Raw genomic sequence first — 26,845 nt, forward strand, 5'->3', positions numbered from 1 at the left:
CGAGCCTACGGTTCACCACTGACAAGTCCCACCGAGTTTTCGCGGCCCCGCGGTCTCGCGGGCGCATGGCCTCGCGGTCTCGCGGTCTCGCGGGCGCGTGGGCACCGCCCATCGCGGCCTGCGGTGCCGCCCGGCCGGTCGTCCCGCTGCCGCGCCGGGCCGCCCGCTGTCGCCCTGCGGCAGCCGGCCGCCGTGCGCCGCCGCCCCGTCGCGCAACGGGCGCAGGACCGCCCCGGCGTCGCCGGTGCCCCGAACGGCGGGCGAGCCCGGCGCGTTCGTGCCGGGTCGGGGCCTCAGCCCCCGTCACGCACCCGCAGCAGCAGCACCGACCGCGCGGGCACGGTGGTCAGTTCCCCGCCCCGGTACACCGTGCCCGGCGCCGCTGACTGGTCCTCCAGCGAGGTGTCGACGACGAGTTCGTACTCCTCGGCCCACGGTGGTCCCGGCAGCCGGAAGGCGGTGGGACGGCCTGCGGCGTGCAGGACGACCAGGAAGCTGTCGTCGGTGACCTGGGCGCCCCTGGAGTCCCGGCCCGGGATGTCCCGGCCGGACAGGAACAGCGCCAGGGTGGAGGAAGGGGCGTACCAGTCCTGCTCGGTCATCTCCGCGCCGCGCGTCGTGAACCAGGCCAGGTCCCGCAGTCCGTCGGGGGTCTGCGGCCGGCCGGAGAAGAACGCCCGGCGCCGCAGCACCGGGTGCGCGCCGCGCAGCGCGAGCAGCCGGGAGGTCAGGGCCAGCAGCCCGTCCGGCCCCGGCCGGCCGAGCAGCGACCAGTCGAGCCAGCCGGTCTCGTTGTCCTGGCAGTAGGCGTTGTTGTTGCCGCCCTGCGTACGGCCCATCTCGTCGCCGGACACCAGCATCGGGACGCCCGTGGACAGCAGCAGTGTGGTGAGCAGATTGCGGATCTGCCGCCGGCGCAGGGCGTTGACGTCGGGGTCGTCCGTCTCGCCCTCGGCGCCGCAGTTCCAGGCGCGGTTGTCGTTCGTCCCGTCGCGGTTGCCCTCGCCGTTCGCCTCGTTGTGCTTGCGCTCGTAGCTGACCAGGTCGCGCAGGGTGAAGCCGTCGTGGGCGGTGACGAAGTTGACCGAGGCGTACGGCCGTCGTCCGCCCCAGGCGTAGAGGTCGCTGGAGCCGGACACCCGGTAGCCCAGGTCACGCAGATCGGGCAGCGCGCCCCGCCAGAAGTCCCGCACCGCGTCCCGGTAGCGGTCGTTCCACTCCGTCCACAGCGGTGGGAACGCGCCGACCTGGTAGCCGCCGCTGCCGACGTCCCACGGTTCGGCTATCAGCTTCACCCGGCGCAGCACCGGGTCCTGTGCGATCACGGCGAGGAAGGGGGACAGCATGTCGACGTCGTGCATCGAGCGGGCGAGGGCCGCCGCGAGGTCGAAGCGGAAGCCGTCGACACCCATCTCCGTGACCCAGTAGCGCAGCGAGTCGGTGATGAGCCGCAGCACCTGGGGCTGGACCACGTGCAGCGTGTTGCCGCAGCCGGTGTAGTCGGCGTAGCGGCGCGCGTCGGGCTGGAGCCGGTAGTAGCCGCGGTTGTCGATGCCCTTGAGGCTGAGCGTCGGCCCCAGCTCGCCGGCCTCCGCGGTGTGGTTGTAGACGACGTCGAGGATGACCTCGATGCCCGCCTCGTGCAGTGCGCGCACCATCCGCTTGAACTCGCCCACCTGCTGCCCCGCCGTCCCGGAGGCGCTGTAGCCGGCGTGGGGCGCGAAGTAGCCGATCGAGTTGTAGCCCCAGTAGTTCCTCAGGCCCCGCCGCAGCAGATGGTCCTCGTGCGCGAACTGGTGCACCGGCAGCAGCTCGACCGCCGTCACCCCGAGCCGCACGAGGTGGCCGATCGCCGCCGGGTGGGCCAGGCCCGCGTAGGTGCCGCGCAGCTCCGGGGGGATGCCGGGGTGCAGCCGGGTGAAGCCGCGCACGTGCAGTTCGTAGATGACGGAGTCCGCCCACGGCGTCTTCGGCCGCCGGTCGTCGGTCCACTCGTCGTCCGGCGCGTCGTCGTGGACGACCACTCCCTTCGGGACGTGCGGGGCCGAGTCCCGGTCGTCGCGCACGGTGTCCGCGACGTGCTGCTGCGGCCAGTCGCGGACGTGCCCGTACACCTCGGGCGGCAGCGCGTACTCGCCGTCGACCGCCCGGGCGTACGGGTCGAGCAGCAGTTTCGCCGGGTTCCAGCGCGCCCCCGTCCACGGGTCCCAGCGGCCGTGGACCCGGAAGCCGTACCGCTGCCCCGGTCCGACCCCGGGCACGAAGCCGTGCCAGATCTCGTGGGTGAGCTCGGTCAGCGGCAGCCGGACCTCCGCTCCGGACGCGTCGAAGAGGCAGACCTCCACGGCCTCGGCGCCGCCGGCCCACAGGGCGAAGTTGGTGCCCGCGACACCGTCGCGGCCGACCCGGTACCGCGCTCCCAGCGGGGTCGGCGCCCCCGGCCGGACCGGGGGTCCGGAGCGGTCCGTCCGTCTCGGCCGTCCGTTCGGGGCCGGGCGCGGCCCCGCGGCGGGAAGAGGCCGCTCCCCTTCCCGTACCGCCTCCTGCTCGGCTGCGCTCGACACCTGTCGGCCTCCCGCGGCTCGTCGGGCCCGCGCGGCTCCCGCCCACGGCGTCCCGGCCGTGGCTCCCCGCGTGTGGTCCTCCCACCATTCCTGCCCGACGTCGCGCTGCTCCCAACATGACCCGTGGCGACGTTTCCCCAGGAGGGTGGCCGTCGTTGGGCGGGACGTGCTGTGTCTCTGCGACCCCACGAGGTGGACTCTGTGAGCAACGCGGTGAGGCGGACGAGGGCCACGCTGGCCGTCGCCGTGCTGTGGACGGGACTGCTGGCCGGGCTGACCGGCTGCACCGGAGGGGCCGGGAGTGCCGGCGCCGGTCCGGGCACCGGCGGTGACAAACCCCGGGCACAGGCGCCGGGCGACATCATCCGGATCACCCCCGCGGACGGGGCCGGCGCCGTGCCCGCGGACGGCCGGCTCGAAGTGACGCTGGCGAGCGGGCGGCTGGAGCGGGTCAAGGTCACCCAGATCGAGAGCGCACAGCCCGCCGACGTCCCGGGCGCCGTCTCCCCGGACGGTCTGAGCTGGCGCCCGAAGCAGGGCACCCGGCTCGCGCTGGCGGCCAAGTACAGCGTCGACGCGGTGGCTCTCGACGCCCACGGGCGCCGCTCGGCACGGCACACGACCTTCACCACCGTGGTGCCCGACCATCGCTTCATCGGCTACTTCACCCCGGAGAACCGCTCCACGGTGGGCATCGGAATGATTGTTTCGTTCGACTTCAACCGTGGCATCAGGAACCGCGCGGCCGTCGAGCGGGCCATCCGCATCACCTCCGTGCCGCCCGTCGAGGTCGTGGGCCACTGGTTCGACGCCGAGCGGCTCGACTTCCGCCCGCGCGAGTACTGGAAGCCTGGCACCAAGGTCACCGTCGACATGCGGTTGCGCGACGTCGAGGGCTCTTCGGGGGTGTACGGCATCCAGCGCAAGACCGTCGGCTTCACCGTGGGCAGGTCCCAGGTCTCCCTGGTCGACGTCCGCGAGCGGACCATGGAGGTGCGCCGCGACGGGCGGCTGCTCACGACGCTGCCGGTCACCACGGGGGGCAGGAAGACCCGGACGTACAACGGCAGGATGGTCGTCAGCGAGATGCACGACGTCACCCGGATGAACGGTGCCACGGTCGGCTTCACCGACGACGACGGCAAGAGCGAGTACGACATCAAGGACGTGCCGCACGCGATGCGGCTCACCACTTCGGGCACCTTCCTGCACGGCAACTACTGGGCCGATCCGGCGGTCTTCGGCATGCGGAACGTCAGCCACGGCTGCATCGGGCTGCGCGACGAGAAGGGCGGCAGCCAGGACTCCCCGGCGGGCTGGTTCTTCGACCGGACGCTCATCGGGGACGTGGTGGAGGTGGTCAACTCCCCGGACCGGGTGGTCGACCCGTGGAACGGGCTGAGCGGCTGGAACATGGGCTGGAAGGAGTGGAAGGCCGGCTCCGCCCTGCGATGAGCCGCCCTCCCGCATGACCGGCACGTCCACCGGGCAGATTTGCGACTGAACGGTGACATGTGCGAGAAGCCCCGGCGACCTGCGGTGTGATTATCTATCGCAGTGCGCGCCGTTCGAGCGCGTGGGGGTGCGGGCCTCGGCGTGGCCAGGCCGTGCGAGGGGAGACAACTGATCGTGAACGGGCAGCCGATATCGGGGGCATCGGTCCGGACGGGCCGGCGACGCGGACGCACCGCGCTGCCGGCCCTCGCCGTGGGTGCGCTACTGCTGCTGGTGTCCGCCTGCGGCGGCGGCGACTCCGATCCCGCGGCCGGCGCCGACAAGGGCGCCAAGGGCGGGGGCGAGGTCGGCACGGCCGCCTCCCAGGCGGTCGTCACCATCGCGCCCAAGGACGGCGCGAAGTCGGTCGCCACGAGCGGCGCGCTCAAGGTGACCGCCGACAGGGGCAAGCTCACCGAGGTCGCCGTCAAGGACGACAAGGGCAACGCCGTCGAGGGGAAGATCGCCGCCGGCGGTGCGAGCTGGGAGCCGCTGCAGCACCTCGCCTCGGCCACCATGTACAAGGTGCACGCGATCGCCGAGGACGCCGAGGGCCGTGAGTCCGCGAAGGACACGACCTTCACCACGCTCGTCCCCAAGAACACCTTCGTGGGCCACTACACCCCCGAGAACGGCGCCACGGTCGGCGTCGGCATGCCCGTCTCCATCAACTTCACCCGCGGCATCACCGACCCCGAGGCCGTGGAGAAGGCCATCAAGGTGACGGCCGAGCCGTCGGTGCCCATCGAGGGCCACTGGTTCGGCAACGACCGCCTGGACTTCCGCCCGGAGAAGTACTGGGCCGCCGGCACCAAGGTGACGGTCCGGCTCAACCTGGACGGCGTCGAGGGCCGCCCCGGTGTGTACGGCAAGCAGGCCAAGACGGTCTCCTTCACCATCGGCCGCAGCCAGGTCTCCACGGTCGACGCCAAGGCCCACACGATGAAGGTCGTGCGCGACGGCAAGCTCCTCAAGACCATCCCGATCACCGCGGGCGCCCCGTCGACCACGACGTACAACGGCCAGATGGTCATCAGCGAGAAGTACAAGGTGACGCGGATGAACGGCGCCACCGTGGGCTTCGGCGGCGAGTACGACATCAAGGACGTGCCGCACGCGATGCGCCTGTCGACGTCCGGCACCTTCATGCACGGCAACTACTGGGCCTCGCGCGGGACCTTCGGCTCGGCGAACGTCAGCCACGGCTGCGTCGGTCTGCGCGACGTGCGCGGCGCCTACGACAGCGGTACGCCGGCCGCGTGGATGTACAACAACTCGATCATCGGCGACGTGGTGATCGTGAAGAACTCCAAGGACAAGCAGATCGCCCCCGACAACGGCCTGAACGGCTGGAACATGTCGTGGGCGGAGTGGACCGAGTAGCCGCGGCGACCCGGACGAGGGACCCGGTGCTGTGACGGACGGCACCGGGTCCCTCGGCGTTAACGGGGGCTAACCTCCCCGTATGACAGTCACTCTCGAAGTCTCCGAAGGCGTCGGCACCATCCGGCTGGACCGCCCTCCGATGAACGCCCTGGACATCGCCACCCAGGACAGGCTGCGCGAACTGGCCGTAGAGGCCACCGACCGCGACGACGTGCGGGCCGTGATCCTCTACGGCGGGGAGAAGGTGTTCGCGGCCGGAGCGGACATCAAGGAGATGCAGGTGATGGACCACACCGCGATGGTGAAGCGTTCCAAGGCCCTGCAGGACTCCTTCACCGCCGTCGCCCGCATTCCCAAGCCCGTCGTCGCGGCCGTGACCGGCTACGCCCTGGGCGGCGGCTGCGAGCTGGCGCTGTGCGCCGACTTCCGGATCGCCGCGGACAACGCCCGGCTGGGCCAGCCGGAGATCCTGCTCGGTCTGATCCCGGGCGCGGGCGGCACTCAGCGGCTGGCCCGGCTGGTCGGCCCGTCCAAGGCCAAGGACCTCATCTTCACCGGCCGTCATGTGAAGGCGGACGAGGCGCTGGCCATCGGACTGGTCGACCGGGTCGTGCCGGCCGCCGAGGTCCACGAGCAGGCGCACGCCTGGGCCGCGAAGCTGGCCCAGGGGCCGGCGCTGGCGCTCCGGGCGGCCAAGGAGTCCGTCGACGCCGGGCTCGAGACGGACATCGACACGGGTCTCGCGATCGAACGGAACTGGTTCGCGGGCCTGTTCGCCACGGAGGACCGGGAGCGGGGCATGCGGAGCTTCGTCGAGGAGGGCCCGGGCAAGGCCAAGTTCGTCTGAACTCGCCTCGGAGTGAAGGGGATTGGACACCGGTGCCTGTCGCGTCAACTTGGCGGGTGTCTTAATCGAACCTTAAAGGAACCTTAAGTCCCCGCCGGTCGCTGCTCTTGGCGATCATGCATAAGCGGTGCGTCACCGCAGGTCAGTCGGGCCGTGGAGGCCCCTTGGATGCCAAGGTCATATGCCAATCCGGCACCTCGGGGCCCTCTTCCCGGGGGTCCCGATTCCCCCGGAACGGCCACGGAGGTCCCTTCGGGCGGCCATGATGGGGGCATGGCGGGGCTGGAAGGTGTGGAGCAACCACGGGCGCGCGGCGGTGCGACCGCCGCACGACGGACGCCGGCCGTCGACGACGAGCGGGCGCTCGAGGCGGTCGAGCTGTTCGGCGATCCGACGGAGGGTGAGGTCGAGCTGCCCTCGCGGCCCCAGTCGGCCGCCGTCGCGCGCCGGCTGACGCAGTGGGTGGTGCTCCATCAGTGGGCGCTCTCGCCGCAGACCGCCGAGCACGCGATCCTGCTGGTCTCCGAGCTCGTGGGAAACGCGGTGCGGCACACCGGAGCGCGGGTGTTCGGGCTCCGCATGCTGCGCCGGCGCGGCTGGATCCGCATCGAGGTGCGCGATCCCTCGCGCGGTCTGCCCTGTCTGCTGCCGGTCCACGAACTCGACACCAGTGGCCGCGGGCTCTTCCTGGTCGACAAGCTGTCCGACCGGTGGGGTGTCGACCTGCTGCCGCGCGGCAAGACGACCTGGTTCGAGATGCGGATCGGGGACCGCTGACGCCGGAGCGGTCGCTGCCGTCGAGGCCCCTTTCGCCGCCGGTGCCGGGGTGTCCGGGCCCCGTCGGGCCCGGACGCACGAAGGCCCCCTTCGCCGTCTCGGCGTCGAGGGGGCTCCGTGTGCGTGCGGGCGTGGACGGGGTGGGGTGTATCCACGCTTCCGCTCTTCTGGACGACCTGGCCCGGGTCAATGGGGGTCGTGGGACCGACTATGGCAGACATCCGGCCATCTGCCAAAGTGGCAAATACGGGCAATATCCCTCATAGGCTGGCAATGCAGCTTTGAATCAAAGGTGAATTAAGCCACCCGCCTGGTAAACAATGAATAAAAATCGAGCCGAACGGGTGAATCTTCGAAAGTAGGCGGCCTGGTGTGTGTCGGACCGTGGGCCTGAACCAGGCCCGTCGCTAGTTTTCGTCGGCATCGCACCCACTGCGCGGGCACGGATCACCGGGGTGCCGACCACGGAGCGAGCCGACTGATGCTGCATCTCACCAAGCGATTCCTCCCGCTCCTCGCGACCGCCCTGCTCGCGGCCCTCGGCGCCGGCTGCGAAGCCGCCCCGGAGAAGCAGGGGACGCGCACCCCGCCGGTCCGGACGAGAGAGGCCGGCGTCCCCCTGGGGCTCCCCGGCATGCCACCGCTCCTCGACCCCAGGGACGTCTACGCGGCCGACCGCCCCGGCAGGCTCTCGCCCGTCGTGCGGGACTTCCCGTCCCGGGTGTACGTGCCCAACACCAACTCCAACACCGTCTCGGTCATCGACCCGGCCACGTACAAGGTCGTGGAGACGATCCCGGTGGGCGTCCAGCCGCAGCACGTCGTCCCCTCCTGGGACCTGAGGACCCTGTGGGTGAACAACAACCGGGGCCACACCCTCACCCCCATCGACCCGGCCACCGGGATCGCGGGCCGGCCGGTGGACGTCCACGACCCGTACAACCTCTACTTCACGCCCAACGGCCGCCACGCAGTCGTCATGGCCTCCATGGACCGGGAACTGGTCTTCCGGGACCCGCACACCATGCGCACGCTCAAGACGACGCCCGTCACCTGCTACGGAGTCAACCACGCGGACTTCTCGGCGGACGGCCGGTACTTCATCGTCTCCTGCGAGTTCTCCGGCGAACTGCTCAAGGTCGACACGGAGAGCATGGAGGTGATCGGACAGCAGAAGCTGCCGTTCGGCGGCGCCATGCCGCAGGACGTGAAGCTCTCGCCGGACGGCAGGACCTTCTACATCGCCGACATGGTCGCCGACGGCATGTGGGTCCTCGACGGCGACCGGTTCACCACACCGAACCTGCTGCCCACCGGCAAGGGCTGCCACGGCCTGTACGTCAGCCGCGACTCCCGGGAGATGTACGTGACCAACCGGGGCGAGGGCTCGGTCTCCGTCTTCGACTTCGCGCAGGACCGGCTGACGAAGAAGTGGCGGCTGCCGAACGGGGGTTCCCCGGACATGGGGGGCGTCTCGGCGGACGGCAGGGTGCTGTGGCTGTCGGGGCGCTACCACTCCGAGGTGTACGCGATCGACACCACGACCGGCGAGCAGCTCGCCCGCGTCCCCGTCGGCAGCGGCCCGCACGGACTCGCCGTCTACCCCCAGCCCGGCCGCTACTCCCTGGGACACACGGGCGTATTCCGCTGATCCCTCGCGAGCGCCCGGCACCGGGTGCGACCGCCGGCAGGGGCGCGGCGCACGGCGGCCGCCGTCGCGTACCGGGCCGGGCCGCGATCGCCGCGGCTACCCCGCCACGAGCAGGGCCTCCGAGCCCACCGGCCGGTATCCCGCCTGCTGGAACGTCCGTACGCTGCGGGCGTTCCCGGGCGACTGCTGGGCCCATACGTGCGTACCCGGCACCAGATGGCGTGCCGCGACGGCGAGTCGTACCCCCAGCCCGGCACCGCGCGCCTCCGGGTCCACCTCGATCGCGGCCTCCCACCGCCCGGCCACCCCGCGGCCGAGGACGAGCACGCCGCCGTCCGCGGCCCACACCCGCACCTCGTCACGGAACTTCAGTGCCCGGGCGACCCGGGGGTGGTCCGGGTCGGTCATCTCCCGCAGCTCCAGCCCGGGCTCGCCGCTCCGGGCGGTGGCGACCGTGAGCAGGTCGACGGTGTTCATCGAGCGGCCGGTCCTCGCCATCAGCGCGGTCAGGAAGCCGGGATTCATGCTCGCGGCGAGCGGATCGCTCGCGGCCGCGGTCAGGGCGCCGCGCACCCACACCGGGTCCGCGTCCGTGAACACCACCGAGTGCGCCGTGAACGCCAGTACACCCGCGTCCCGGGCGCTGGGCTGCGGCACCACCGTCGTGCCCCCGTCCGGTGGCGGGAAATCGCCCCGTGCCGCCGCTTCCAGAATCCGTGCCACCGTGTCGCTCATGCCCTCATCGTCCCCGACGGCCCCCGGCGCCCGGATCGCGGCCCCCGCCGATAACCTGGCCTGCGTCAGTGATGCACCAAGAAGGGGTGGACCTGTGGCGGACATCGAGTCGGCACGCAAGGCCTTCGATCGATTCGACCTGAACGGCGACGGGCTGATCTCGGCCGCCGAGTACAAGAGCGCCATGGCGCAGCTGGGCGACTTCAACGTGACCGAGACGGTCGCCGAGGCGGTCATCAGGACCAAGGACGCCAACGGCGACGGTCTGCTGACCTTCGACGAGTTCTGGGCCGCGCTGAACCAGGCCTGACGCCCGCTCGTACGCCCTGCGCGAGGTGGGCCCCCGTCCCGGGGCCCACGTCGTGCACAGCGCCTCGGCGGCCGGGCCCGGACCCCGGGTCCTGGCGCCGAGGCGCGGACGCCCCGGCGGCTGCGTGGGGCGCCGGGTGACGTTCCGTCAGCACTCGATGATGTTCACCGCGAGACCGCCGCGCGCGGTCTCCTTGTACTTCACCGACATGTCAGCACCGGTGTCCTTCATGGTCTTGATGACCTTGTCGAGGGAGACCTTGTGGCTGCCGTCGCCACGCAGGGCCATCCGGGCGGCGGTGACGGCCTTCACCGCGGCCATGCCGTTGCGCTCGATGCACGGGATCTGGACGAGCCCGCCCACCGGGTCGCAGGTCAGGCCCAGGTTGTGCTCCATGCCGATCTCGGCGGCGTTCTCCACCTGTTCCGGGGAGCCGCCCATCACCTCGGCGAGCGCGCCCGCCGCCATCGAGCAGGCCGAGCCGACCTCGCCCTGGCAGCCGACCTCGGCGCCGGAGATCGAGGCGTTCTCCTTGAAGAGCATGCCGATCGCGCCGGCCGCCAGCAGGAAGCGGACCACGCCCTCCTCGTCGGCCCCCGGCACGAAGTTCATGTAGTAGTGCAGGACCGCCGGGATGATGCCCGCCGCGCCGTTCGTCGGGGCCGTCACGACACGGCCGCCCGCGGCGTTCTCCTCGTTCACGGCCATCGCGTAGAGAGTGATCCACTCCATCGCGAGCGCCTGCGGGTCGCCCTCGGAGCGCAGCTTGCGCGCGGTGGTGGCGGCGCGGCGCCGGACCTTCAGCCCGCCGGGGAGGATGCCCTCGCGGGCCATACCGCGCGAGACGCAGGCCTGCATGACCCGCCAGATGTCCAGCAGCCCCTCACGGATCTCGCCCTCGGTGCGCCAGGCCTTCTCGTTCTCCAGCATCAGCGAGGAGATCGACAGCCCCGTCTCGCGGGAGAGGCGCAGCAGCTCGTCACCGGTGCGGAAGGGGTACTTCAGCACGGTGTCGTCCGGCACGATCGGGTTCTCGCCGGCCACCGCGTCCTCGTCGACGACGAATCCGCCGCCCACCGAGTAGTACGTCTTCTCCAGCAGCGTCCCGCCCTCGGCGTCGTACGCCCACAGGGTCATGCCGTTCGCGTGGTACGGGAGCGCCTTGCGGCGGTGCAGGACGAGGTCCTCGTCGAAGTCGAAGCCGATCTCGTGCACCCCGAGGAGCCTGATCCGCTTGTCGCTCTTGATCCGCTCGACCTCGTCGTCGGCGGTCTCGACGTCGACCGTCCGGGGCGAGCTGCCCTCCAGGCCCAGCAGGACGGCCTTGGGGGTGCCGTGACCGTGGCCGGTCGCGCCGAGCGAGCCGTACAGCTCCGCGCGTATCGCCGTCGTGTGGACCAGCATGCCCTCGTTCTTGAGCCGCCGGGCGAACATGGCGGCCGCCCTCATCGGGCCGACCGTGTGGGAGCTGGACGGCCCGATGCCGATCGAGAACAGGTCGAAGACCGAGATGGCCACGGGGTACTCCTTGTGGGATGGCTGTGCTTTCCCGGGGGACGCGGTGTCCCTGTGCGGCGGTGCCGCGGGCCGGACCCCCGGCCGTCGGGCCGGGGCAGGAAGGCGCGGGTGTGCGCCGGGTGCACGGTGCGGGGCACCGCACTCACCGTCCGGTGTGCGCGGTGCCCCGTCGGTCGTGCTCAGGTCTGCTTACAGACCAGGGTAAAGGGGGTGCTTCGCGGCGAGTGCCGAGACGCGGGCCCCGAGTGCGTCGGCGTCGTACGAGGGCTTGAGCACCTCGGCGATGATGTCGGCGACCTCACGGAAGTCCTCGGCCCGGAAGCCGCGGGTGGCGAGCGCCGGCGTGCCGATCCGCAGACCCGAGGTGACCATCGGCGGGCGGGGATCGTTCGGGATCGCGTTGCGGTTGACGGTGATGCCGACCTCGTGGAGCCGGTCCTCGGCCTGCTGGCCGTCCAGCTCCGAGTGCCGCAGGTCCACCAGCACCAGGTGCACGTCCGTGCCGCCGGACAGCACGGAGACACCCACCTGCTTGACGTCGTCCTGCACCAGGCGCTCGGCGATGATCTTCGCGCCCTCCAGGGTGCGCTCCTGGCGCTCCTTGAACTCCTCCGAGGCCGCGACCTTGAAGGAGACCGCCTTGGCGGCGATCACGTGCTCCAGCGGGCCGCCCTGCTGGCCGGGGAACACCGCGGAGTTGATCTTCTTGGCCAGGTCGGCCGTGGAGAGGATCACACCGCCGCGCGGGCCGCCCAGGGTCTTGTGGGTGGTCGTGGTCACGACATGGGCGTGCGGCACCGGGTTCGGGTGCAGCCCGGCGGCGACCAGACCCGCGAAGTGGGCCATGTCGACCATCAGGTACGCGCCGACCTCGTCCGCGATCCGGCGGAACGCGGCGAAGTCCAGCCGGCGCGGGTACGCGGACCAGCCGGCCACGATCAACTTCGGCTTGGACTCCTTGGCGAGCCGCTCGACCTCGGCCATGTCGACCTGGCCGGTGGCGTCGTCCACGTGGTAGGCGACCACGTTGTAGAGCTTGCCGGAGAAGTTGATCTTCATGCCGTGGGTCAGGTGCCCGCCGTGCGCGAGGTTCAGGCCCATGATCGTGTCGCCCGGCTTCAGCAGGGCGAACATCGCCGCCGCGTTGGCCTGGGCGCCCGAGTGCGGCTGTACGTTCGCGTGCTCGGCGCCGAACAGCTCCTTGATGCGGTCGATGGCGATCTGCTCGACGACATCGACGTGCTCGCAGCCGCCGTAGTAGCGGCGTCCGGGGTATCCCTCGGCGTACTTGTTGGTGAGAACGGAGCCCTGCGCCTCCATGACCGCGACCGGAGCGAAGTTCTCCGACGCGATCATTTCCAGGGTGGACTGCTGACGGTGGAGCTCGGCGTCGACGGCGGCGGCGACGTCCGGGTCGAGCTCGTGGAGAGGGGTGTTGAGAAGCGACATCACGCGATCCCTAGGGTCGAGTCCTGGTCAGCTGGCGAAATCGGTGTACTCGGCGGCGGAGAGCAGGTCCTCCGGCTCCTCCGCGACCCGCACCTTGAACAGCCAGCCGCCCTCGAACGGGGCGGAGTTCACCAGGGACGGGTCGTCGACGACGTCCTGGTTGGCCTCGACGACCTCACCCGTCACCGGGGAGTACAGATCGCTGACCGACTTGGTCGACTCCAGTTCGCCGCAGGTCTCGCCCGCGGTCACCGTGTCACCGACCTCCGGGAGCTGGACGTACACGACGTCGCCGAGGGCGTTCGCCGCGTGCTCCGTGATGCCGACCGTCGAGACGCCGTCCTCGGCGGCCGACAGCCACTCGTGCTCCTTGCTGTAGCGCAGCTGCTGGGGGTTGCTCATGACCTGAATTCTCCTGTACGCGGGGAAGTGCTGCTGATGGGGGATGCCGGAGTGACTACTTCTGGCGCTTGTAGAAGGGGAGCGCCACGACCTCGTACGGCTCATGAGTACCGCGGATGTCGACGCCGACGCCCTCGGTGCCGGGCGTGGCGAGCGAGGCGTCCACGTAGGCGATGGCGAGCGGCTTGCCGAGGGTCGGTGACGGCGCCCCGGACGTGACCTCGCCGACGACCTGGCCGCCGGCGACCACGGCCATCCCGGCCCGCGGCACCCGGCGGCCCTGGGCGACCAGGCCGACCAGCTTGCGGGGCGGGTTCGTGGCGGCACGCTCCGCGGCGGCCTCCAGGGCCTTGCGGCCGACGAAGTCGCCCTCCTTCTCGAACTTCACGACCCGGCCGAGACCGGCGTCGAAGGGGGTGAGCGAGGTGGTCAGCTCGTGCCCGTACAGCGGCATGCCCGCCTCCAGGCGCAGCGTGTCACGGCACGACAGGCCGCACGGCACGAGACCGGCCGGGGCGCCGGCCTCGGTCAGTGCCCGCCACAGCGTCTCCGCGTGCCGCGGCTCGACGAACAGTTCGAAGCCGTCCTCGCCGGTGTAGCCGGTACGGGCGATCAGCGCCGGGACGCCGGCGACGGTGCCGGGGAGGCCGGCGTAGTACTTCAGCCCGTCCAGGTCTGCGTCGGTGAGCGACTTGAGGATGCCGGGCGACTCGGGACCCTGTACGGCGATGAGCGCATATGCGTCCCGGTCGTCGCGTACAGCCGCGTCGAAGCCCGCGGCACGCTCAGTGAGGGCGTCGAGGACGATCTGTGCGTTGGAGGCGTTGGCGACGACCATGTACTCCGTGTCGCCGAGGCGGTACACGATCAGGTCGTCGAGGATGCCGCCGTCCTCCCGGCAGATCATCGTGTAGCGGGCGCGGCCGGTGGCGACGCCGCCGATGTTGCCGACCAGCGCGTAGTCCAGCAGGGCGGCGGCCTGCGGCCCGGTCACGGTGATCTCGCCCATGTGGGAGAGGTCGAAGAGACCGGCCTTCGATCGGACGGCGTTGTGCTCGTCGCGCTCACTCGCGTATCGCAGCGGCATGTCCCAGCCGGCGAAATCGGTCATGGTCGCGCCCAGCGAGCGATGCAGGGCATCGAGGGCGGTGAGACGGGGGGCGTTGCTCATGGATGGGGCTCCCAGGGCATGACTGGCGAGGACGATCCTCCCCATCTGTCATCGAAACCTGAGAGGTTCGTCACGACCACACGTAGCGGACGTACGCGAAGGGCGTGACTTGCACCTTGGGTGGAACCGCAGGGACTGCGGATCGCTTTTCAGATCTGCCTCGTCGCGCGCGGTACGGGGCCTGAGAGATTCAAGGGAGGGACTTGCTCCTTCGGCGCCCGGCCCACACAGTGGCCAGGACTCTCCCGCGCGGATTCAAGCGGCCGGTATGCAGTTTGCGCGGACATCATTGCACGGGTGTCCGCGTCGGCAAATCACTTGTCGGTCATTACCTTTTCTTTAAGCTTCTTGGGCAGGGTCTCGGAGACCCGACAGGGGGAGAGTGAGCTGATGACGTTGCAGCAGTCCGGTGCCTGTCCGGCGACCGCAGGGGTCCCCGCCCGTCCCGGAGTTCCCTCGCGAGCCGCCGGGGCCACCCGCAGCGGCCTGCCGATCGGCCTCACCACGGCCCAGCCCGTCGTGCGTGACCTGCGGGAACGCAAGGGGTGCGGCCCGCGCGCCCTGGTGTTCCGCCGCGGCGACGTGGTCGTGATCTCCGGGCTGCCCGGCAGCGGCAAGTCCACGCTCATCCGGCGGGCCGCCGACGGCGGTGGGATCGACTCCCAGGACGCGCGGGACCGCTGGGACCGGCGGATGCCCCGTGCCCTGCCCTACGCCGTCTACCGCCCGCTCGTCCGGCTCGCGCACTACACGGGGCTGCGGCGGGCGCTGCGCTCCGGCGAGAGCGTGGTCGTGCACGACTGCGGCACGCAGTCGTGGGTCCGGCGCTGGCTGGCCCGCGAGGCCCGCAGACGGGGGCGCGACCTCCATCTGCTGCTGCTCGACGTCACCCCGGAGACCGCCCGAGCGGGCCAGCGGGAGCGCGGCCGCGGCGTCTCCGGCTACGCCTTCGCCCGCCACCGCCGAGCGGTGTCCCGCCTCCTCCGCTCGGCCGAGCGCGGCCACCTCCCCGCGGGCTGCGCCTCCGCGACCCTCCTCGACCGCGCTGCGGCCTCCGTGCTCACCCGGATCGGCTTCGGCGACGCGCCCTGAGGGGCGGACACGGAGCGGAGCGGCCACGGGGCGGAGGCGTGTGGGCGGGGCCGGCCGGTGTGCCGGGTCCCGGACCGGACCGGCCGGCCCCGGGGAGCGGTCCGCGGAGACGGAGCCCGGCGGCTCGGGCCGCGCGGCCCGGCCCGGGGCGCAGCGGGCGTTCGGCGGTGTGTCGGCTGCCCTGTGCGTGCGCCCGCGTCACGCCCTCGGCCCGCCCGCTACCCTGCTGTCGGAGGACATCGCGGCCGGCCCGTCCGGCCGGCGGGGGAAGCAGGGATCACAGTGGACACGACATGGCCCGCCAATGAGCTCGAAGAGGTGCTGGCCGCATCGGTCGGGAATCCCTCGGCCGGGGGGCGGATCGTGGAGGTGCTCGGGCGGAGCGCCGTGTGGGTGCCGCTGCCGAACGGGGGCGGGCCCGACAGCCCCGACCTCGACCTGCCGACCATCGGGATCGACGGCGCCCCGTACGTCCCCGTCTTCAGCTCCCAGGAGCAGTTCCGCATCGGCGCGGGCGACCACATGTCCGGCACCGTGGCGCCCGCCGTCGAGTTCGCCCGGGGCCTGCCCCCGCAGCTCGGCATCGCCGTGAACCCCGGCGGCGCCGTCGGCGTACCGCTGCCCCCGCCCGCCGTCGCCGAGCTGTGCCGTGCCGGCCGCACGCCACTCGGCGGCCCCCATGCCGGAGGCCCGGCGAGCGGCGGCCGGGTCCGGCTCTTCGAGCCCGACTGGCAGGAGGAGCCGGTCGACTTCCTCGCCGCCGCGGCCGGCGAGTTCGAGTCGACCCGTGTCGTCCAGACCGCCCGCCGGATCCTGGCCAGCATCGAGGGCGGCCCGCCGGTCCTGTTCGTCGGCGTCCAGCTCTCCGCCTTCGAGGGCCCCGACCGGATCGCCCCCATGGACGCACTCGGCCGGGCACTCGGCCGGGTCGCCGTGCGGTGGCCGGTGAACCTGGTTCTGCTGGACATCGCCCAGGACCCCGTCGGCGACTGGATGCTGACCCGGGTCCGTCCCTTCTACACCCGGCGGTACGCATAGACGTCAAGTCGGTGTCAGTACGGCCGCTTAAGCTGGTTTGATGACGTGGTCGCCGCACTCGCGTGCCCAGGGCGGCCCGAGGGAACGGCGGATCGAAGAGGGGCGGGACCCAGAGTGAGTGCGTCAGGCACCGCGGCGGCCGGGCAGGTCGAGCACATGCTGCGCCAGGTGACGCCCGGGCGCTACGACGCGTACGAGGCGCTGCTGCAGGCGCTCGCGGACGGCCGGGTGTGGATGCTCCTCTGGCACGGCCAGGCCGGATCCCCCGATGCCCAGTACGGGAACATGGAGGTGGACGGCCTCGGTTACGCACCGTGCGTCACCTCCGCGCAGGAGCTCTCCGCCTCCGGCTGGACCAGGGCGCACGAGGTGGCAGCCGGTGCCGACATCGCCCGCGCCCTCTACCCCGACCGCTGGGGCATCTGGCTCAACCCGCACGCGCCGGGCGGTGGTGTCGGTGTTCCCTGGCCCGATCTTCGCCGGATCGCCACCGGCCTCGACCGGATGCCCGCCGGTCCGCTGCGCCTCACGGAACCGGCCATCGAGATCCCCCAGTTCTACGCGCTGCTCACCCAGAACGCGCACCGCACCCCTGCCGTCCGCTCCCTGCGCAGGGCCTGGGTGCAGCCGTCGCTCGGCGCCCCGTACCTCGCCATCGGCCTCGACCTCTACGACACGGGCCAGCAGTCGGTGGAGTCGGTGCGCGCCATGATGCAGCAGTCGATCGCCGCCGTCCCGGACGGCCTTCCGGTGTCGACCGTCGCCATGTCCGACGAGTACGACCCGGTCGCCATGTGGCTGCGGGCCGGCACCCGCCCGTTCTACGACCGGGAGGCCCACGCCGGTCCTCCCCGGCAGTCCGGCTACGGTTACCCTCCCGCCCAGTTCCCCCGCTGAGGGCCCGCCGGGCCGCGCGCCGCCCCCGGCCAACCGGGCCGTGTGTCCGGGAAGTTAACGGGACGGGGGCCGATGTCCTGGATCGGACCGGTTTGGTGAGTGTCCGGGTCTCGACTGTGCATCACCGCTATGCGGACTGTTCTCCCGTTCGGGACTCGTCTGTAGTGTTCGGCCGGTCAAGACCTCCTCCACAGGCGGATTCCAGGGGTGGACCATGCCAATATTCAAGTCCAGAGCCGTCCAAGTGATCACAGCGGCCGTCGCGGTCGGCCTCGTCGCCACCGGCTGTGCGAGTGAGCGCGGGGACGGCGACAAGGGCGGCGAGAAGGACACCTTCGTCTTCGGTGCCCCGGGTGACCCGGGCTCCCTGGACCCGGCCCTCGCGAGCGACGGCGAGACCTTCCGCGTCACCCGTCAGGCGTTCGAGGCACTGCTCGAGCACAAGTCCGGTGGCAGTGAACTCGTCGGTGGTCTCGCCGAGAAGTGGTCCAGCAACCCGGAGGGCACGGTCTGGACCTTCAACCTGCGCAAGGGCGTCAAGTTCCACGACGGCGAGGCGTTCAACGCCGCCGCGGTGTGTGCCAACTACGACCACTGGTTCAACTGGAAGGGCACCTACCAGTCGAGCGCGGTCTCCTACTACTGGCAGACCATCATGGGCGGCTTCGCGGCGAACGAGGACAAGGAGACGCCGAAGCCGAACTACAAGTCCTGCACCGCCAAGGACGACAGCACCGCCGTCATCGAGGTCAACGAGACCTCCGCGAACCTGCCCGGCGGCTTCTCGCTGCAGGCCCTCGCCATCCACTCGCCGAAGGCGCTCAAGGAGTACGAGAAGCAGGAGGCGTCCGCCAAGGGCGACGCCATCACGTACCCCAAGTACAGCCAGGAGGCCGGCACGGTCGCCGGCACCGGCCCGTACAGGATCACGAAGTGGAACAAGGGCAACAAGGAAGTCTCCCTGGAGCGCTTCGACGACTACTGGGGTGAGAAGGCCAAGGTGAAGAACCTGGTCTTCCGCACGATCGACACCGAGGACGGCCGCCGTCAGGCGCTGCAGGCCGGTGACATCGACGGCTACGACCTGGTCGCGCCCGCCGACATCAAGACGCTCGAGGGAGCCGGCTTCAACGTGCCGACCCGTGACGTCTTCAACCTCTTCTACCTCGGCATGTCCCAGGAGAAGAACCCGGCGCTGAAGAAGCCGGCCGTGCGCCAGGCCATCGCGCACGCCATCGACCGCGAGAACCTGGTCAAGACCCAGCTGCCCGAGGGCGGCAAGGTCGCGACGCAGTTCATGCCCGACACGGTCGCCGGCTTCTCGGAGAACGTGAAGAAGTACCCCTTCGACTCGGCCAAGGCGAAGTCGCTGCTGGCCTCCGCCGGTGCGAGCGGCCTGTCGATCGACTTCTGCTACCCGACCGAGGTCACCCGCCCGTACATGCCCGCCCCGCAGGACATCTTCGAGCTGATCAAGGCCGACCTGGAGAAGGCCGGTATCAAGGTCACCCCGAAGCCGATGAAGTGGGCCCCGGACTACCTGGACGCCACCGAGGCCGGCTCCTGCTCCCTGCACATGCTGGGCTGGACCGGTGACTTCAACGACGGCTACAACTTCATCGGCACCTGGTTCGCCGAGTACGACAAGCAGTGGGGCTTCAAGGACCCGAAGGTCTTCGCGGCGGTGAAGGCCGGTTCCCTCGAGGCCGACCCGACCAAGCGCACGGACCTCTACAAGAAGGCCAACGAGGCCATCATGGAGTACCTGCCGGGCGTGCCGCTGTCCTCCTCGCCGCCGGCCATCGCCTTCGGCAAGAACGTCAACCCGCCGAACGTCTCCCCGCTGACGCAGGAGAACTTCGCCGAGGTCTCCTTCAAGTAGCACACCGCATGGGGGTCCGCCCGGCCACGGCACACTCGTGGCCGGGCGGACCCGCATCCCATTTCCGTACCACTCGTACAACACACGCAAGAAAGGGGCATGCGGGGTGTTGCGACTCGTCGTACGACGACTGCTACAGCTGATACCCACCCTGCTCGGCCTGTCGGTTCTGCTCTTCATCTGGCTGAACCGGCTGCCCGGCGGACCCGCCTCAGCGATCCTGGGCGAGCGGGCGACCGAAGCCGAAGTGGCACGCATCAACCGGGCGCTCGGACTCGACCAGCCGCTCTACGTCCAGTACGGACGCTTCCTCAAGCGCATCTTCGAACTCGACCTCGGCACCTCGACCCAGACGGGGCAGCCGGTGTGGGACGAGTTCGTCCTCCGGTTCCCGGCGACGGTCGAACTCAGCGTCGCCGCCATGCTGATCGCCGTGGCGGTCGGCATTCCGCTCGGCTATCTCGCAGCGCGCAAGCGCGGTGGCTGGCTCGACGTGGCCTCGGTCTCCGGGTCACTCGTCGGGATCTGCATCCCGGTCTTCTTCCTCGCCCTGATCCTCAAGGGCGTCTTTGCGGTCAACCTCGGTCTCTTCCCCAGCTTCGGCCGGATGGACACGGGCCTCGACGCCACCAGCGTGACCGGCTTCGCCGTCCTCGACGGCGTCCTCACCGGTGAGTTCGACGCCTCCTGGGACGCGATCACGCACCTGGTGCTGCCCGCGATCGCCCTCTCCTCCATCCCGCTCGCCGTCATCGTGCGCATGACCCGGGCCAGCGTGCTGGAGGTCCTCGGCGAGGACTACATCCGTACCGCAGAGTCCAAGGGCCTGGAGCGCAAGACGGTCCGGGGCCGGCACATCCTGCGCAACGCGCTGCTGCCCGTGGTCACCACCATCGGTCTGCTCACCGGCAGCCTGCTGTCCGGTGCCGTGCTCACCGAGTCGGTCTTCTCCTTCGGCGGTATCGGCGACTTCATCCGCGATGCCATCGACGCCCGTGACTACCCGGTGCTCGTCGGCTTCATCATGTTCATCGCGACCGTGTACGTGCTGATCAACCTGCTGGTGGATCTCGCGTACAGCGTCATCGATCCGAGGGTGCGGGTGCACTGATGAGCCTGGCTACTACCAAGACATCGAAGATCGACCGGCTCGCCGAGCTCACCGCGAAGACCGAGACGTCGAGCGGTGCCAGCCTGTGGCGCGAGGCGTTCCGCCGGCTGCGCTCCAGCAAGATGGCGATCATCGGCGCGGTCGTCATCGCCGTGTTCGTCGTGGTCGCGATCGTGGGGCCGTGGTTCGCCCCGCACACCCCGACCGCCCAGACCTGGCGCGGTGAGGTCTTCCCCAACCAGGGCAAGTTCATCGGTGCCCGCGGCGAGAACTGGTTCGGCCTGGACCACCTGGGCCGCGACATGTTCTCCCGGATGCTCGTGGGAGCCCGGCAGACCCTGCTGGTCGGTGTGGTCTCGATGCTGATCGGCCTGGTCCTCGGCGCACTGGTCGGAACCCTGTCGGGCGCGGCGGCCACCCTCGGCGGGCGGGCGGGACGGCGCCTCGACGACGCCATCATGCGTGTCACCGACCTCATGCTGGCGCTGCCCTCGCTGCTGCTCGCGGTCTCCGTGGCCGCGGTGATGGGACAGTCGCTGACCACGGTGATGATCGCCGTCGGTGTGGTGCAGATCCCCATCTTCGCCCGGCTGCTGCGCGGTTCGATGCTCGCCCAGGGCGGCAAGGACTACGTGCTGGCCGCGCGGTCCCTCGGCATCCGCAAGCGGCGCATCGTCCTCACCCAGATCATGCCCAACTCGCTGAGCCCGGTGATCGTCCAGGCGACCCTCAGCCTCGCCACCGCCATCATCGAGGCCGCGGCGCTGTCCTACCTCGGCCTCGGCAATCCCGATCCGGCCGTCCCGGAGTGGGGCGTGATGCTCTCCCAGGCCCAGCGCTTCTTCGACAACGCGCCGATGATGTCGATGTACCCGGCGGTCGCCATCATCATCACCGCCCTGGGCTTCACCCTGCTCGGCGAGGCCATGCGCGAAGCCCTCGACCCGAAGCTGCGAGGTTGATGTCATGCCACTGCTCAATGTGGACGAACTCACCGTCACCTTCGGCGGACGCGGCCGCAAGGACGTCAAGGCCGTCAACGGAGTCTCCTTCTCCGTGGACGAGGGCCAGGTCGTCGGTCTCGTCGGCGAGTCGGGCTGCGGCAAGTCCGTCACCTCGCTCGCGCTGATGGGTCTCCTCCCGCGCAAGGGCGTCAGCCTCGGCGGACGGGCCGACTTCGACGGCGCCGATCTGCTGACGATGAGCCCTCGCAAGATCCGGGACCTGCGCGGCAGCAAGCTCGCGATGATCTTCCAGGACCCGCTGTCCTCCCTGAACCCGGTCGTCCCGATCGGCGTCCAGGTGACCGAGATCCTCCAGCGCCACCGCGGCATGAAGGGCGAGGCCGCCCGCAAGGAGGCCGCGCACCTGCTGGACCGCGTCGGCATCCCCGACCCGGACCGGCGGCTGAAGGAGTACCCGCACCAGCTCTCCGGCGGTATGCGGCAGCGCGCGCTGATCGCCATGGCCGTGGCCTGCGCGCCCCGGCTGCTCATCGCCGACGAGCCCACCACGGCGCTCGACGTCACCATTCAGGCGCAGATCCTCGAACTGCTCAAGGAACTCGTCGACCAGGAGGGCACCGCCCTGCTGATGATCACCCATGACCTGGGTGTCGTCGCCGGGCTCTGCGACCACGTCAACGTGCTGTACGCGGGCAAGGTCGTCGAATCCTCGGGGCGGCGGGAGCTGTTCGCGCACCCGACGCACCCGTACACGCACGGGCTGCTCGGTTCCATCCCGCGGCTCGACGCCCCGCGCGGCGAGCCGTTGAACCCCATCCGCGGGTCCATCAACGACCAGATCGCCTGGGTCGACGGCTGCGCCTTCGCGCCCCGCTGCGACCGTTACGAGATGGGCTGCCTGACCGGCACGCCCCAGCTGACCGAACCCCGCGAGGCCGGACACGAGGCCCGCTGCGTCAACCCGGTCCTGGCCACCACGGAGGTCCCGGCATGAGCCTGCTCGAACTCGACGGTGTGAAGGTCCACTTCCCCGTCAAGAAGGGCATCCTCTTCGACCGCACGGTCGGGCACGTCTACGCCGTGGACGGCATCTCGCTGTCCGTCGAGGCCGGTCAGACGTACGGGCTCGTCGGCGAGTCCGGCTGCGGCAAGACCACCCTCGGGCGCGCGGTGCTGCGGCTCGTCGACGTCACGGACGGCAGGGTCGTCCTCGACGGCACGGACGTGGCGAAGCTGCCCGAGAAGCAGCTGCGCAGCTTCCGCCGCAGGCTCCAGATGGTGTTCCAGGACCCGTTGGGCAGCCTCAACCCCCGGCAGAACATCGAATCGATCCTGTCGGAGGGCATGGCCGCGCACGGCATCGGCGCGAACCAGAAGGAGCGCCGGGAGAAGATCAAGGAGATCCTGGCCAGGGTCGGTCTCCCGGGCAACGCCCTCTCCCGCTACCCGCACGAGTTCTCCGGCGGCCAGCGCCAGCGGATCGGCATCGCCCGGGCCCTCGTCCTCGAGCCGGACGTGATCATCTGCGACGAGCCGGTCTCGGCACTGGACGTCTCCATCCAGGCACAGGTCATCAATCTGCTGGAGGAGCTCCAGGAGTCGATGGGTCTGACGTATCTCGTCATCGCCCACGACCTCGCGGTCGTCCGGCACATCTCCGACGTCATCGGGGTCATGTACCTCGGTTCCCTGGTGGAGGAGGCCCCGAGCGACGCGCTGTACGAGGAGCCGAAGCACCCGTACACCAGGGCGCTGATGTCGGCGGTGCCGGTGCCGGACCCGGAGGTCGAGGATCGCCGCGAGCGCATTCTGCTGCTGGGGGACCTGCCGTCCCCCGCGAACCCGCCCGCGGGCTGCCGCTTCCACACGCGCTGCCCGTGGAAGCAGGACACGCTGTGCGCCACGGAGCGGCCCGAGCTCAAGGACGTCGGGGGCGGCCACAAGGTGGCGTGCCACTTCGCGGCGGAGATCGCGTCGGGTGAGATCGTCCGCACCTCCGGTGAGGTCGTCCCGGCGGTCCGGGAGGGCGTCGAGGACGTCGACCCGGATGTCGTTGCAACGTCGGGCTCGGTGGCGGAAGCCCATGAGGATGCCGCGGACGCGGACCCGGTGGAGGCCACCGTGCCCTCGCCCCGGGGGGAGGCTGCCGACGCCGGCGGGGCGTCCGGCGCGGACGAGGCACCGGGGTCCGGCCAGGCTCCCGAGGTGTCCGACGGGAAGGCCGGGAAGGCCGAGGCGCCGGGCGGTGCGGACGGCGCCGAGGCAGCCGACGGGAAGACCTCGGAGGCCCCCGCGGGCACGTAGCGGTGAGTCCGGCGGGGCGCGGGTCGACGGCTCGCGTCCCGCCCCCGCCCGGACCGGCGCCGGCAAGGACCCGCTCTGCGGAGGCGGCACAATTGGGCGGTGCTCCAGGAACTGTTCACCCCCTCCGTCCAACACGCCCTCGACCTCGCCGGCATCTTCGTCTTCGCCATCTCCGGCGCCCTGCTCGCCGTGCGGAAGAACTTCGACGTCTTCGGCATCGCGGTGCTCGCCGAGGTCACCGCACTGGGCGGAGGGCTGTTCCGCGATCTGGTGATCGGCGCCGTACCCCCCGCCGCGTTCACGGACCTCGGGTACTTCGTGATGCCGCTCGTGGCGGCGGTGCTGGTCTTCTTCCTCCACCCGGAGGTCGAGCGGATCCAGGGCTCGGTCAACGTCTTCGACGCCGCCGGGCTGGGCCTGTTCGCCGTCACCGGCACGACCAAGGCGTACGAGTACGGCCTCGGCCTGACCGCCTCCGCGACGCTGGGGCTCGCCACGGCGGTCGGCGGCGGTGTGCTGCGTGACGTCCTCGCGAACGAGGTGCCGTCGTTGCTGCGCTGGGACCGCGATCTGTACGCCGTTCCCGCGATCGTGGGCGCCACGATGGTCGTCCTCTTCATCCGCTTCGAGATGCTCAACGGGCTGACCAGCGGGATCGCCGTACTGATGGCCTTTCTCATCCGCCTGCTGGCGATGCGGTTCAACTGGCGGGCGCCACGCGCCTGGAACCGGAGGTCGAGTGCGACCGAGCCCGGGAACGAGGGTTTCGGCAAAGCTACCGCTTAGTAATTATCTGTTGTACGGTTCGGTCATGGCACAGGTGGCACAGGCAACCATCGGTGACAGCGAGTTCGACCGCGACACCGCTGTCACCCTCCGGGACTCCGGCGTACCCGGCGTCTACGACGCGGAGCTCTCCGCAGGCTGGACGATCATCACGGCCGTCAACGGCGGCTATCTGCTGGCGCTGCTCGGTCGCGCCCTCAAAGAGGCCCTCCCGCACCCCGATCCGTTCACGGTCTCGGCGCACTACCTCAGCCCCTCCACGCCCGGCCCCGCGGTGATCCGCACCGAGACGATCCGCACCGGACGCACGCTCTCCACCGGCCAGGCCTCCCTCTTCCAGTACGCGGAGGACGGCACCGAGGTCGAGCGCATCCGCGTGCTCGCCACCTACGGCGACCTGGACGCACTGCCCGGCGACGTCCGGACGACCGCACTGCCTCCGGTCATCCCGGCCTACCGGGACTGCCTCGGCCCGAACGACGGTCCGGCGCCCGCCATCCCGGGCTCCTCGGCCATCACCGAGCGGCTGAACATCAAGCTCGACCCCGCCACCGTCGGCTGGGCGGTCGGCGCGCCCTCGGGCAGAGGGGAGATGCGGGGCTGGTTCGGACTCGCCGACGGCCGCGACGCCGACCCGCTCTCGCTGCTGCTCACGGTCGACGCGCTCCCGCCGACCTCGTTCGAGCTGGGCCTGAAGGGCTGGACGCCGACGGTCGAGCTCACCACCCACATCCGCTGCCGCCCGGCACCGGGGCTGCTGCGCGTCTCCATCACCACCCGCAATCTCGCGGGCGGCTTCCTGGAGGAGGACGCCGAGGTCTGGGACAGCGCGGACCGACTGGTCGCCCAGTCCCGTCAGCTGGCGAAGGCGCCGCTCCCGCGCGGCTGATCCCCCGTTCGGCGGCCGGCGGTCGGCCGGGCGGACTTCGGCCGGCGAACCGCCCGCCCCGTCCGCCGCCGTCCTCTTCGGCCGCAGGCACGCGGCAGGACGGCGGGCACGCGGCGAAGGGGCGCCCTCCCGCACCCGGGCGGGTGGCCGGGGAGTGTCGGTGCTCCGGGACGGCTCCGCAGGCGTGGGACGCTCGCCCACGCCGGGGCGGGGTGCGTCACCGGACGGTCCGCGTCCGCGGAACCGGTTCCGGTCGTACCGGGAGCGGGCCCCGGCGCGGTCCCGGCCACCGCGTGGCCGCCCCGTCGCAGGAGGCCGGATGGATGTCAGCACGTTCTACGCCCTGTTCGCCGCCACCTGCTTCACGCTCGTCGGCCTCTGGTGGAACGTCGTGCAGGGCCATGCCGACTGGATGCGCCGGCCGGAGCTGCGCCGCGTCGTCGGGGGGATCTATCTCTCGTTCCTGCTGCCGGCGTTGATGGGGCTGTTCGCCCAGGTCGGCGGTGATGCCACCCCCGGCATCTGGCGTGCGAGCTTCGCCCTGCTCGCCGTGATCGGCTGTGTGTGCACGCTCCGGCTCCTCGCCCACGGTCGCAGGGACGGCTCTTCCCCGTTCCTGGCCGTGATCATGGGCGCCGCGGCGCTGTTCTACGTCCTGATCGCGGTGGTGGGGGCGGTGCCCGAGATCGCGGGTGCGATCGGTCTCGCGCCGATCCAGGCGGAGGCGGTGCTGCTGATCCTGCTGGTGGTGCTGGGGCACGGCCTGGTGTGGCGGTTCATGGCGGGGGAGGGGCGCCCGGCCGAGGACGAGTAGGGAGCGGCTACCGCGAGCCCCGCGGCGGATGCCCGCTGCAGCGGCCGGGCGGGAGCGACCGGAGGGCGCGCCGTGGCCCGTGTCTCAGTGCCCGGTGGCGCGTCCCGCCCAGTGGAGGCGGCCGAGCGACACCAGTCGGAGACGGTCCCGGGCCGTGCGGGCGACCTGTTCCTCGCCGGGCCCCTCGGGGGAGCCGGACCCGCCGGTCTCCCGGGCCGCGAGGAAGGCCGAGGCCGTCATCACCATGTGTTCCACGTACACGCCCGCCAGCATGCGCAGATCCTCCTCGCTCCAGCCCGCCGACACCGGCTCGCGCCCGAGCGCCGCCGCCACCTCCTGGGTGAAGGCGTCGAGTTGGTCGGCGATCGCGGCGCGCACCGGCCCGACGCCGCCGTGGCGCTCGCGCGCGATGAAGCGGAAGTGGGCCGGCTGCTCCCGGACGTGACGGGCGATGAGGTCCACGGTCCGCGCGATCCGCACCTCGGCGTCGCCGGTCTCCGCGAGGATGGCCCCGACCAGACCGTGCAGGCTGCCGAGTGTCTCCTCGACCAGGGCCACACCGAGCTCCGCCACATCCGAGAAGTGCCGGTAGAACGCCGTCGGCGCCACGCCCACCGCCCGGGTCAGCTCGCGCAGTCCGAGACTGCTCAGGCTCTGGTGCTCGAGCAGTCGCAGCGCGGCGTCCAGCAGTGCCTGACGGGTCTTCAACTTCTGGGCCTGGCGGACGCCGACGGTGTGACTCATGCAATTCAGTAAACAGCTG

24 protein-coding genes and 1 riboswitch are annotated in these 26,845 nt (G+C 71.0%); of the genes, 17 read left to right on the top strand and 7 right to left on the bottom strand.

The window, feature by feature from the left end; all coding sequences use genetic code 11:
* Positions 1-293: 293 nt before the first annotated feature.
* Entirely contained in the window at positions 294-2,564 is a 2,271-nt protein-coding gene (gene glgX, locus AB0J10_RS27130; protein ID WP_363065090.1) for a glycogen debranching protein GlgX, read from the bottom strand.
* Between the two features lie 201 nt (positions 2,565-2,765).
* Here glgX and AB0J10_RS27135 point away from each other — a divergent pair, with 201 nt between their 5' ends.
* The 5 genes from AB0J10_RS27135 to AB0J10_RS27155 all read left to right on the top strand — a co-directional run bounded on the left by AB0J10_RS27135 (position 2,766) and on the right by AB0J10_RS27155 (position 8,719).
* Positions 2,766-4,019: an Ig-like domain-containing protein gene (locus AB0J10_RS27135; protein WP_363065091.1), complete on the top strand. Its 1,254-nt coding sequence runs from the start codon at positions 2,766-2,768 to the stop codon at positions 4,017-4,019.
* A gap of 174 nt (positions 4,020-4,193) precedes the next feature.
* Entirely contained in the window at positions 4,194-5,441 is a 1,248-nt protein-coding gene (locus AB0J10_RS27140; protein WP_363065092.1) for an Ig-like domain-containing protein, read from the top strand.
* Positions 5,442-5,523: 82 nt separating this feature from the next.
* Positions 5,524-6,291, top strand: coding sequence for an enoyl-CoA hydratase-related protein (locus AB0J10_RS27145; protein WP_363065093.1), 768 nt, complete (start codon positions 5,524-5,526; stop codon positions 6,289-6,291).
* A gap of 273 nt (positions 6,292-6,564) precedes the next feature.
* On the top strand, positions 6,565-7,068 hold the full coding sequence (locus AB0J10_RS27150; RefSeq protein WP_363065094.1) for an ATP-binding protein: 504 nt from the start codon (positions 6,565-6,567) through the stop codon (positions 7,066-7,068).
* A gap of 481 nt (positions 7,069-7,549) precedes the next feature.
* Positions 7,550-8,719 carry a hypothetical protein gene (locus AB0J10_RS27155; protein ID WP_363065095.1) on the top strand — a complete coding sequence of 390 codons (1,170 nt, stop codon included), beginning with the start codon at positions 7,550-7,552 and terminating at the stop codon, positions 8,717-8,719.
* Between the two features lie 96 nt (positions 8,720-8,815).
* Here AB0J10_RS27155 and AB0J10_RS27160 read toward each other — a convergent pair whose 3' ends face one another.
* Positions 8,816-9,454 carry a GNAT family N-acetyltransferase gene (locus tag AB0J10_RS27160; protein ID WP_363065096.1) on the bottom strand — a complete coding sequence of 213 codons (639 nt, stop codon included), beginning with the start codon at positions 9,452-9,454 and terminating at the stop codon, positions 8,816-8,818.
* Between the two features lie 94 nt (positions 9,455-9,548).
* Here AB0J10_RS27160 and AB0J10_RS27165 point away from each other — a divergent pair, with 94 nt between their 5' ends.
* Positions 9,549-9,764 (top strand): EF-hand domain-containing protein, encoded by a 216-nt coding sequence (locus AB0J10_RS27165; protein WP_138053029.1) that lies wholly within the window; start codon positions 9,549-9,551, stop codon positions 9,762-9,764.
* Between the two features lie 147 nt (positions 9,765-9,911).
* Here the strand turns inward: AB0J10_RS27165 and AB0J10_RS27170 are convergent, their stop codons facing one another.
* The 4 genes from AB0J10_RS27170 to gcvT all read right to left on the bottom strand — a co-directional run bounded on the left by AB0J10_RS27170 (position 9,912) and on the right by gcvT (position 14,304).
* A complete protein-coding gene (locus AB0J10_RS27170) occupies positions 9,912-11,282 on the bottom strand; it encodes an L-serine ammonia-lyase (protein WP_363065097.1) in 1,371 nt (456 codons plus the stop codon).
* A gap of 189 nt (positions 11,283-11,471) precedes the next feature.
* Complete coding sequence (glyA, locus tag AB0J10_RS27175) at positions 11,472-12,731, bottom strand: serine hydroxymethyltransferase (protein ID WP_363065098.1); 1,260 nt, start codon at positions 12,729-12,731, stop codon at positions 11,472-11,474.
* A gap of 27 nt (positions 12,732-12,758) precedes the next feature.
* The gene (gcvH, locus tag AB0J10_RS27180) at positions 12,759-13,133 is read right to left on the bottom strand and encodes a glycine cleavage system protein GcvH (RefSeq protein ID WP_138053026.1); all 375 of its coding nucleotides are present in this window, start codon (positions 13,131-13,133) and stop codon (positions 12,759-12,761) included.
* A 55-nt stretch (positions 13,134-13,188) separates the two neighbouring features.
* Complete coding sequence (gene gcvT / locus AB0J10_RS27185; protein ID WP_363065099.1) at positions 13,189-14,304, bottom strand: glycine cleavage system aminomethyltransferase GcvT; 1,116 nt, start codon at positions 14,302-14,304, stop codon at positions 13,189-13,191.
* A gap of 160 nt (positions 14,305-14,464) precedes the next feature.
* Positions 14,465-14,562: riboswitch (glycine riboswitch) on the bottom strand.
* A gap of 132 nt (positions 14,563-14,694) precedes the next feature.
* On the opposite strand from gcvT, the gene AB0J10_RS27190 reads away from it, so the two are divergent.
* The 11 genes from AB0J10_RS27190 to AB0J10_RS27240 all read left to right on the top strand — a co-directional run bounded on the left by AB0J10_RS27190 (position 14,695) and on the right by AB0J10_RS27240 (position 26,082).
* On the top strand, positions 14,695-15,396 hold the full coding sequence (locus tag AB0J10_RS27190) for an AAA family ATPase (protein WP_363065100.1): 702 nt from the start codon (positions 14,695-14,697) through the stop codon (positions 15,394-15,396).
* 282 nt (positions 15,397-15,678) lie between these two features.
* Positions 15,679-16,434, top strand: coding sequence for an enhanced serine sensitivity protein SseB (locus tag AB0J10_RS27195; RefSeq protein WP_363065101.1), 756 nt, complete (start codon positions 15,679-15,681; stop codon positions 16,432-16,434).
* Between the two features lie 114 nt (positions 16,435-16,548).
* On the top strand, positions 16,549-17,331 hold the full coding sequence (locus tag AB0J10_RS27200; RefSeq protein WP_363065102.1) for an enhanced serine sensitivity protein SseB C-terminal domain-containing protein: 783 nt from the start codon (positions 16,549-16,551) through the stop codon (positions 17,329-17,331).
* A gap of 214 nt (positions 17,332-17,545) precedes the next feature.
* Complete coding sequence (locus AB0J10_RS27205; RefSeq protein WP_363065103.1) at positions 17,546-19,213, top strand: ABC transporter substrate-binding protein; 1,668 nt, start codon at positions 17,546-17,548, stop codon at positions 19,211-19,213.
* A gap of 106 nt (positions 19,214-19,319) precedes the next feature.
* Positions 19,320-20,324 (top strand): ABC transporter permease, encoded by a 1,005-nt coding sequence (locus AB0J10_RS27210; protein ID WP_363065104.1) that lies wholly within the window; start codon positions 19,320-19,322, stop codon positions 20,322-20,324.
* Positions 20,324-21,286, top strand: a complete 963-nt coding sequence (locus tag AB0J10_RS27215) for an ABC transporter permease (protein WP_363065105.1) — start codon at positions 20,324-20,326, stop codon at positions 21,284-21,286. Before AB0J10_RS27210 ends, AB0J10_RS27215 begins: the two co-directional genes overlap by 1 nt.
* A 4-nt stretch (positions 21,287-21,290) precedes the next feature.
* Positions 21,291-22,283, top strand: coding sequence for an ABC transporter ATP-binding protein (locus AB0J10_RS27220; protein WP_363065106.1), 993 nt, complete (start codon positions 21,291-21,293; stop codon positions 22,281-22,283).
* Positions 22,280-23,593: an oligopeptide/dipeptide ABC transporter ATP-binding protein gene (locus tag AB0J10_RS27225; protein WP_363065107.1), complete on the top strand. Its 1,314-nt coding sequence runs from the start codon at positions 22,280-22,282 to the stop codon at positions 23,591-23,593. Before AB0J10_RS27220 ends, AB0J10_RS27225 begins: the two co-directional genes overlap by 4 nt.
* Before the next feature lie 99 nt (positions 23,594-23,692).
* Positions 23,693-24,379, top strand: coding sequence for a trimeric intracellular cation channel family protein (locus tag AB0J10_RS27230; RefSeq protein WP_363065108.1), 687 nt, complete (start codon positions 23,693-23,695; stop codon positions 24,377-24,379).
* Positions 24,380-24,404: 25 nt separating this feature from the next.
* Entirely contained in the window at positions 24,405-25,268 is an 864-nt protein-coding gene (locus tag AB0J10_RS27235; RefSeq protein ID WP_363065109.1) for a thioesterase family protein, read from the top strand.
* 319 nt (positions 25,269-25,587) lie between these two features.
* Positions 25,588-26,082, top strand: a complete 495-nt coding sequence (locus AB0J10_RS27240) for a hypothetical protein (RefSeq protein WP_363065110.1) — start codon at positions 25,588-25,590, stop codon at positions 26,080-26,082.
* Between the two features lie 84 nt (positions 26,083-26,166).
* On the opposite strand, the gene AB0J10_RS27245 is transcribed toward AB0J10_RS27240, so the two are convergent.
* On the bottom strand, positions 26,167-26,826 hold the full coding sequence (locus AB0J10_RS27245) for a TetR family transcriptional regulator (RefSeq protein WP_363065111.1): 660 nt from the start codon (positions 26,824-26,826) through the stop codon (positions 26,167-26,169).
* Positions 26,827-26,845 lie beyond the last annotated feature (19 nt).

The organism is Streptomyces sp. NPDC049887 (genome assembly GCF_040656535.1).
Classification (GTDB): Bacteria; Actinomycetota; Actinomycetes; order Streptomycetales; family Streptomycetaceae; genus Streptomyces.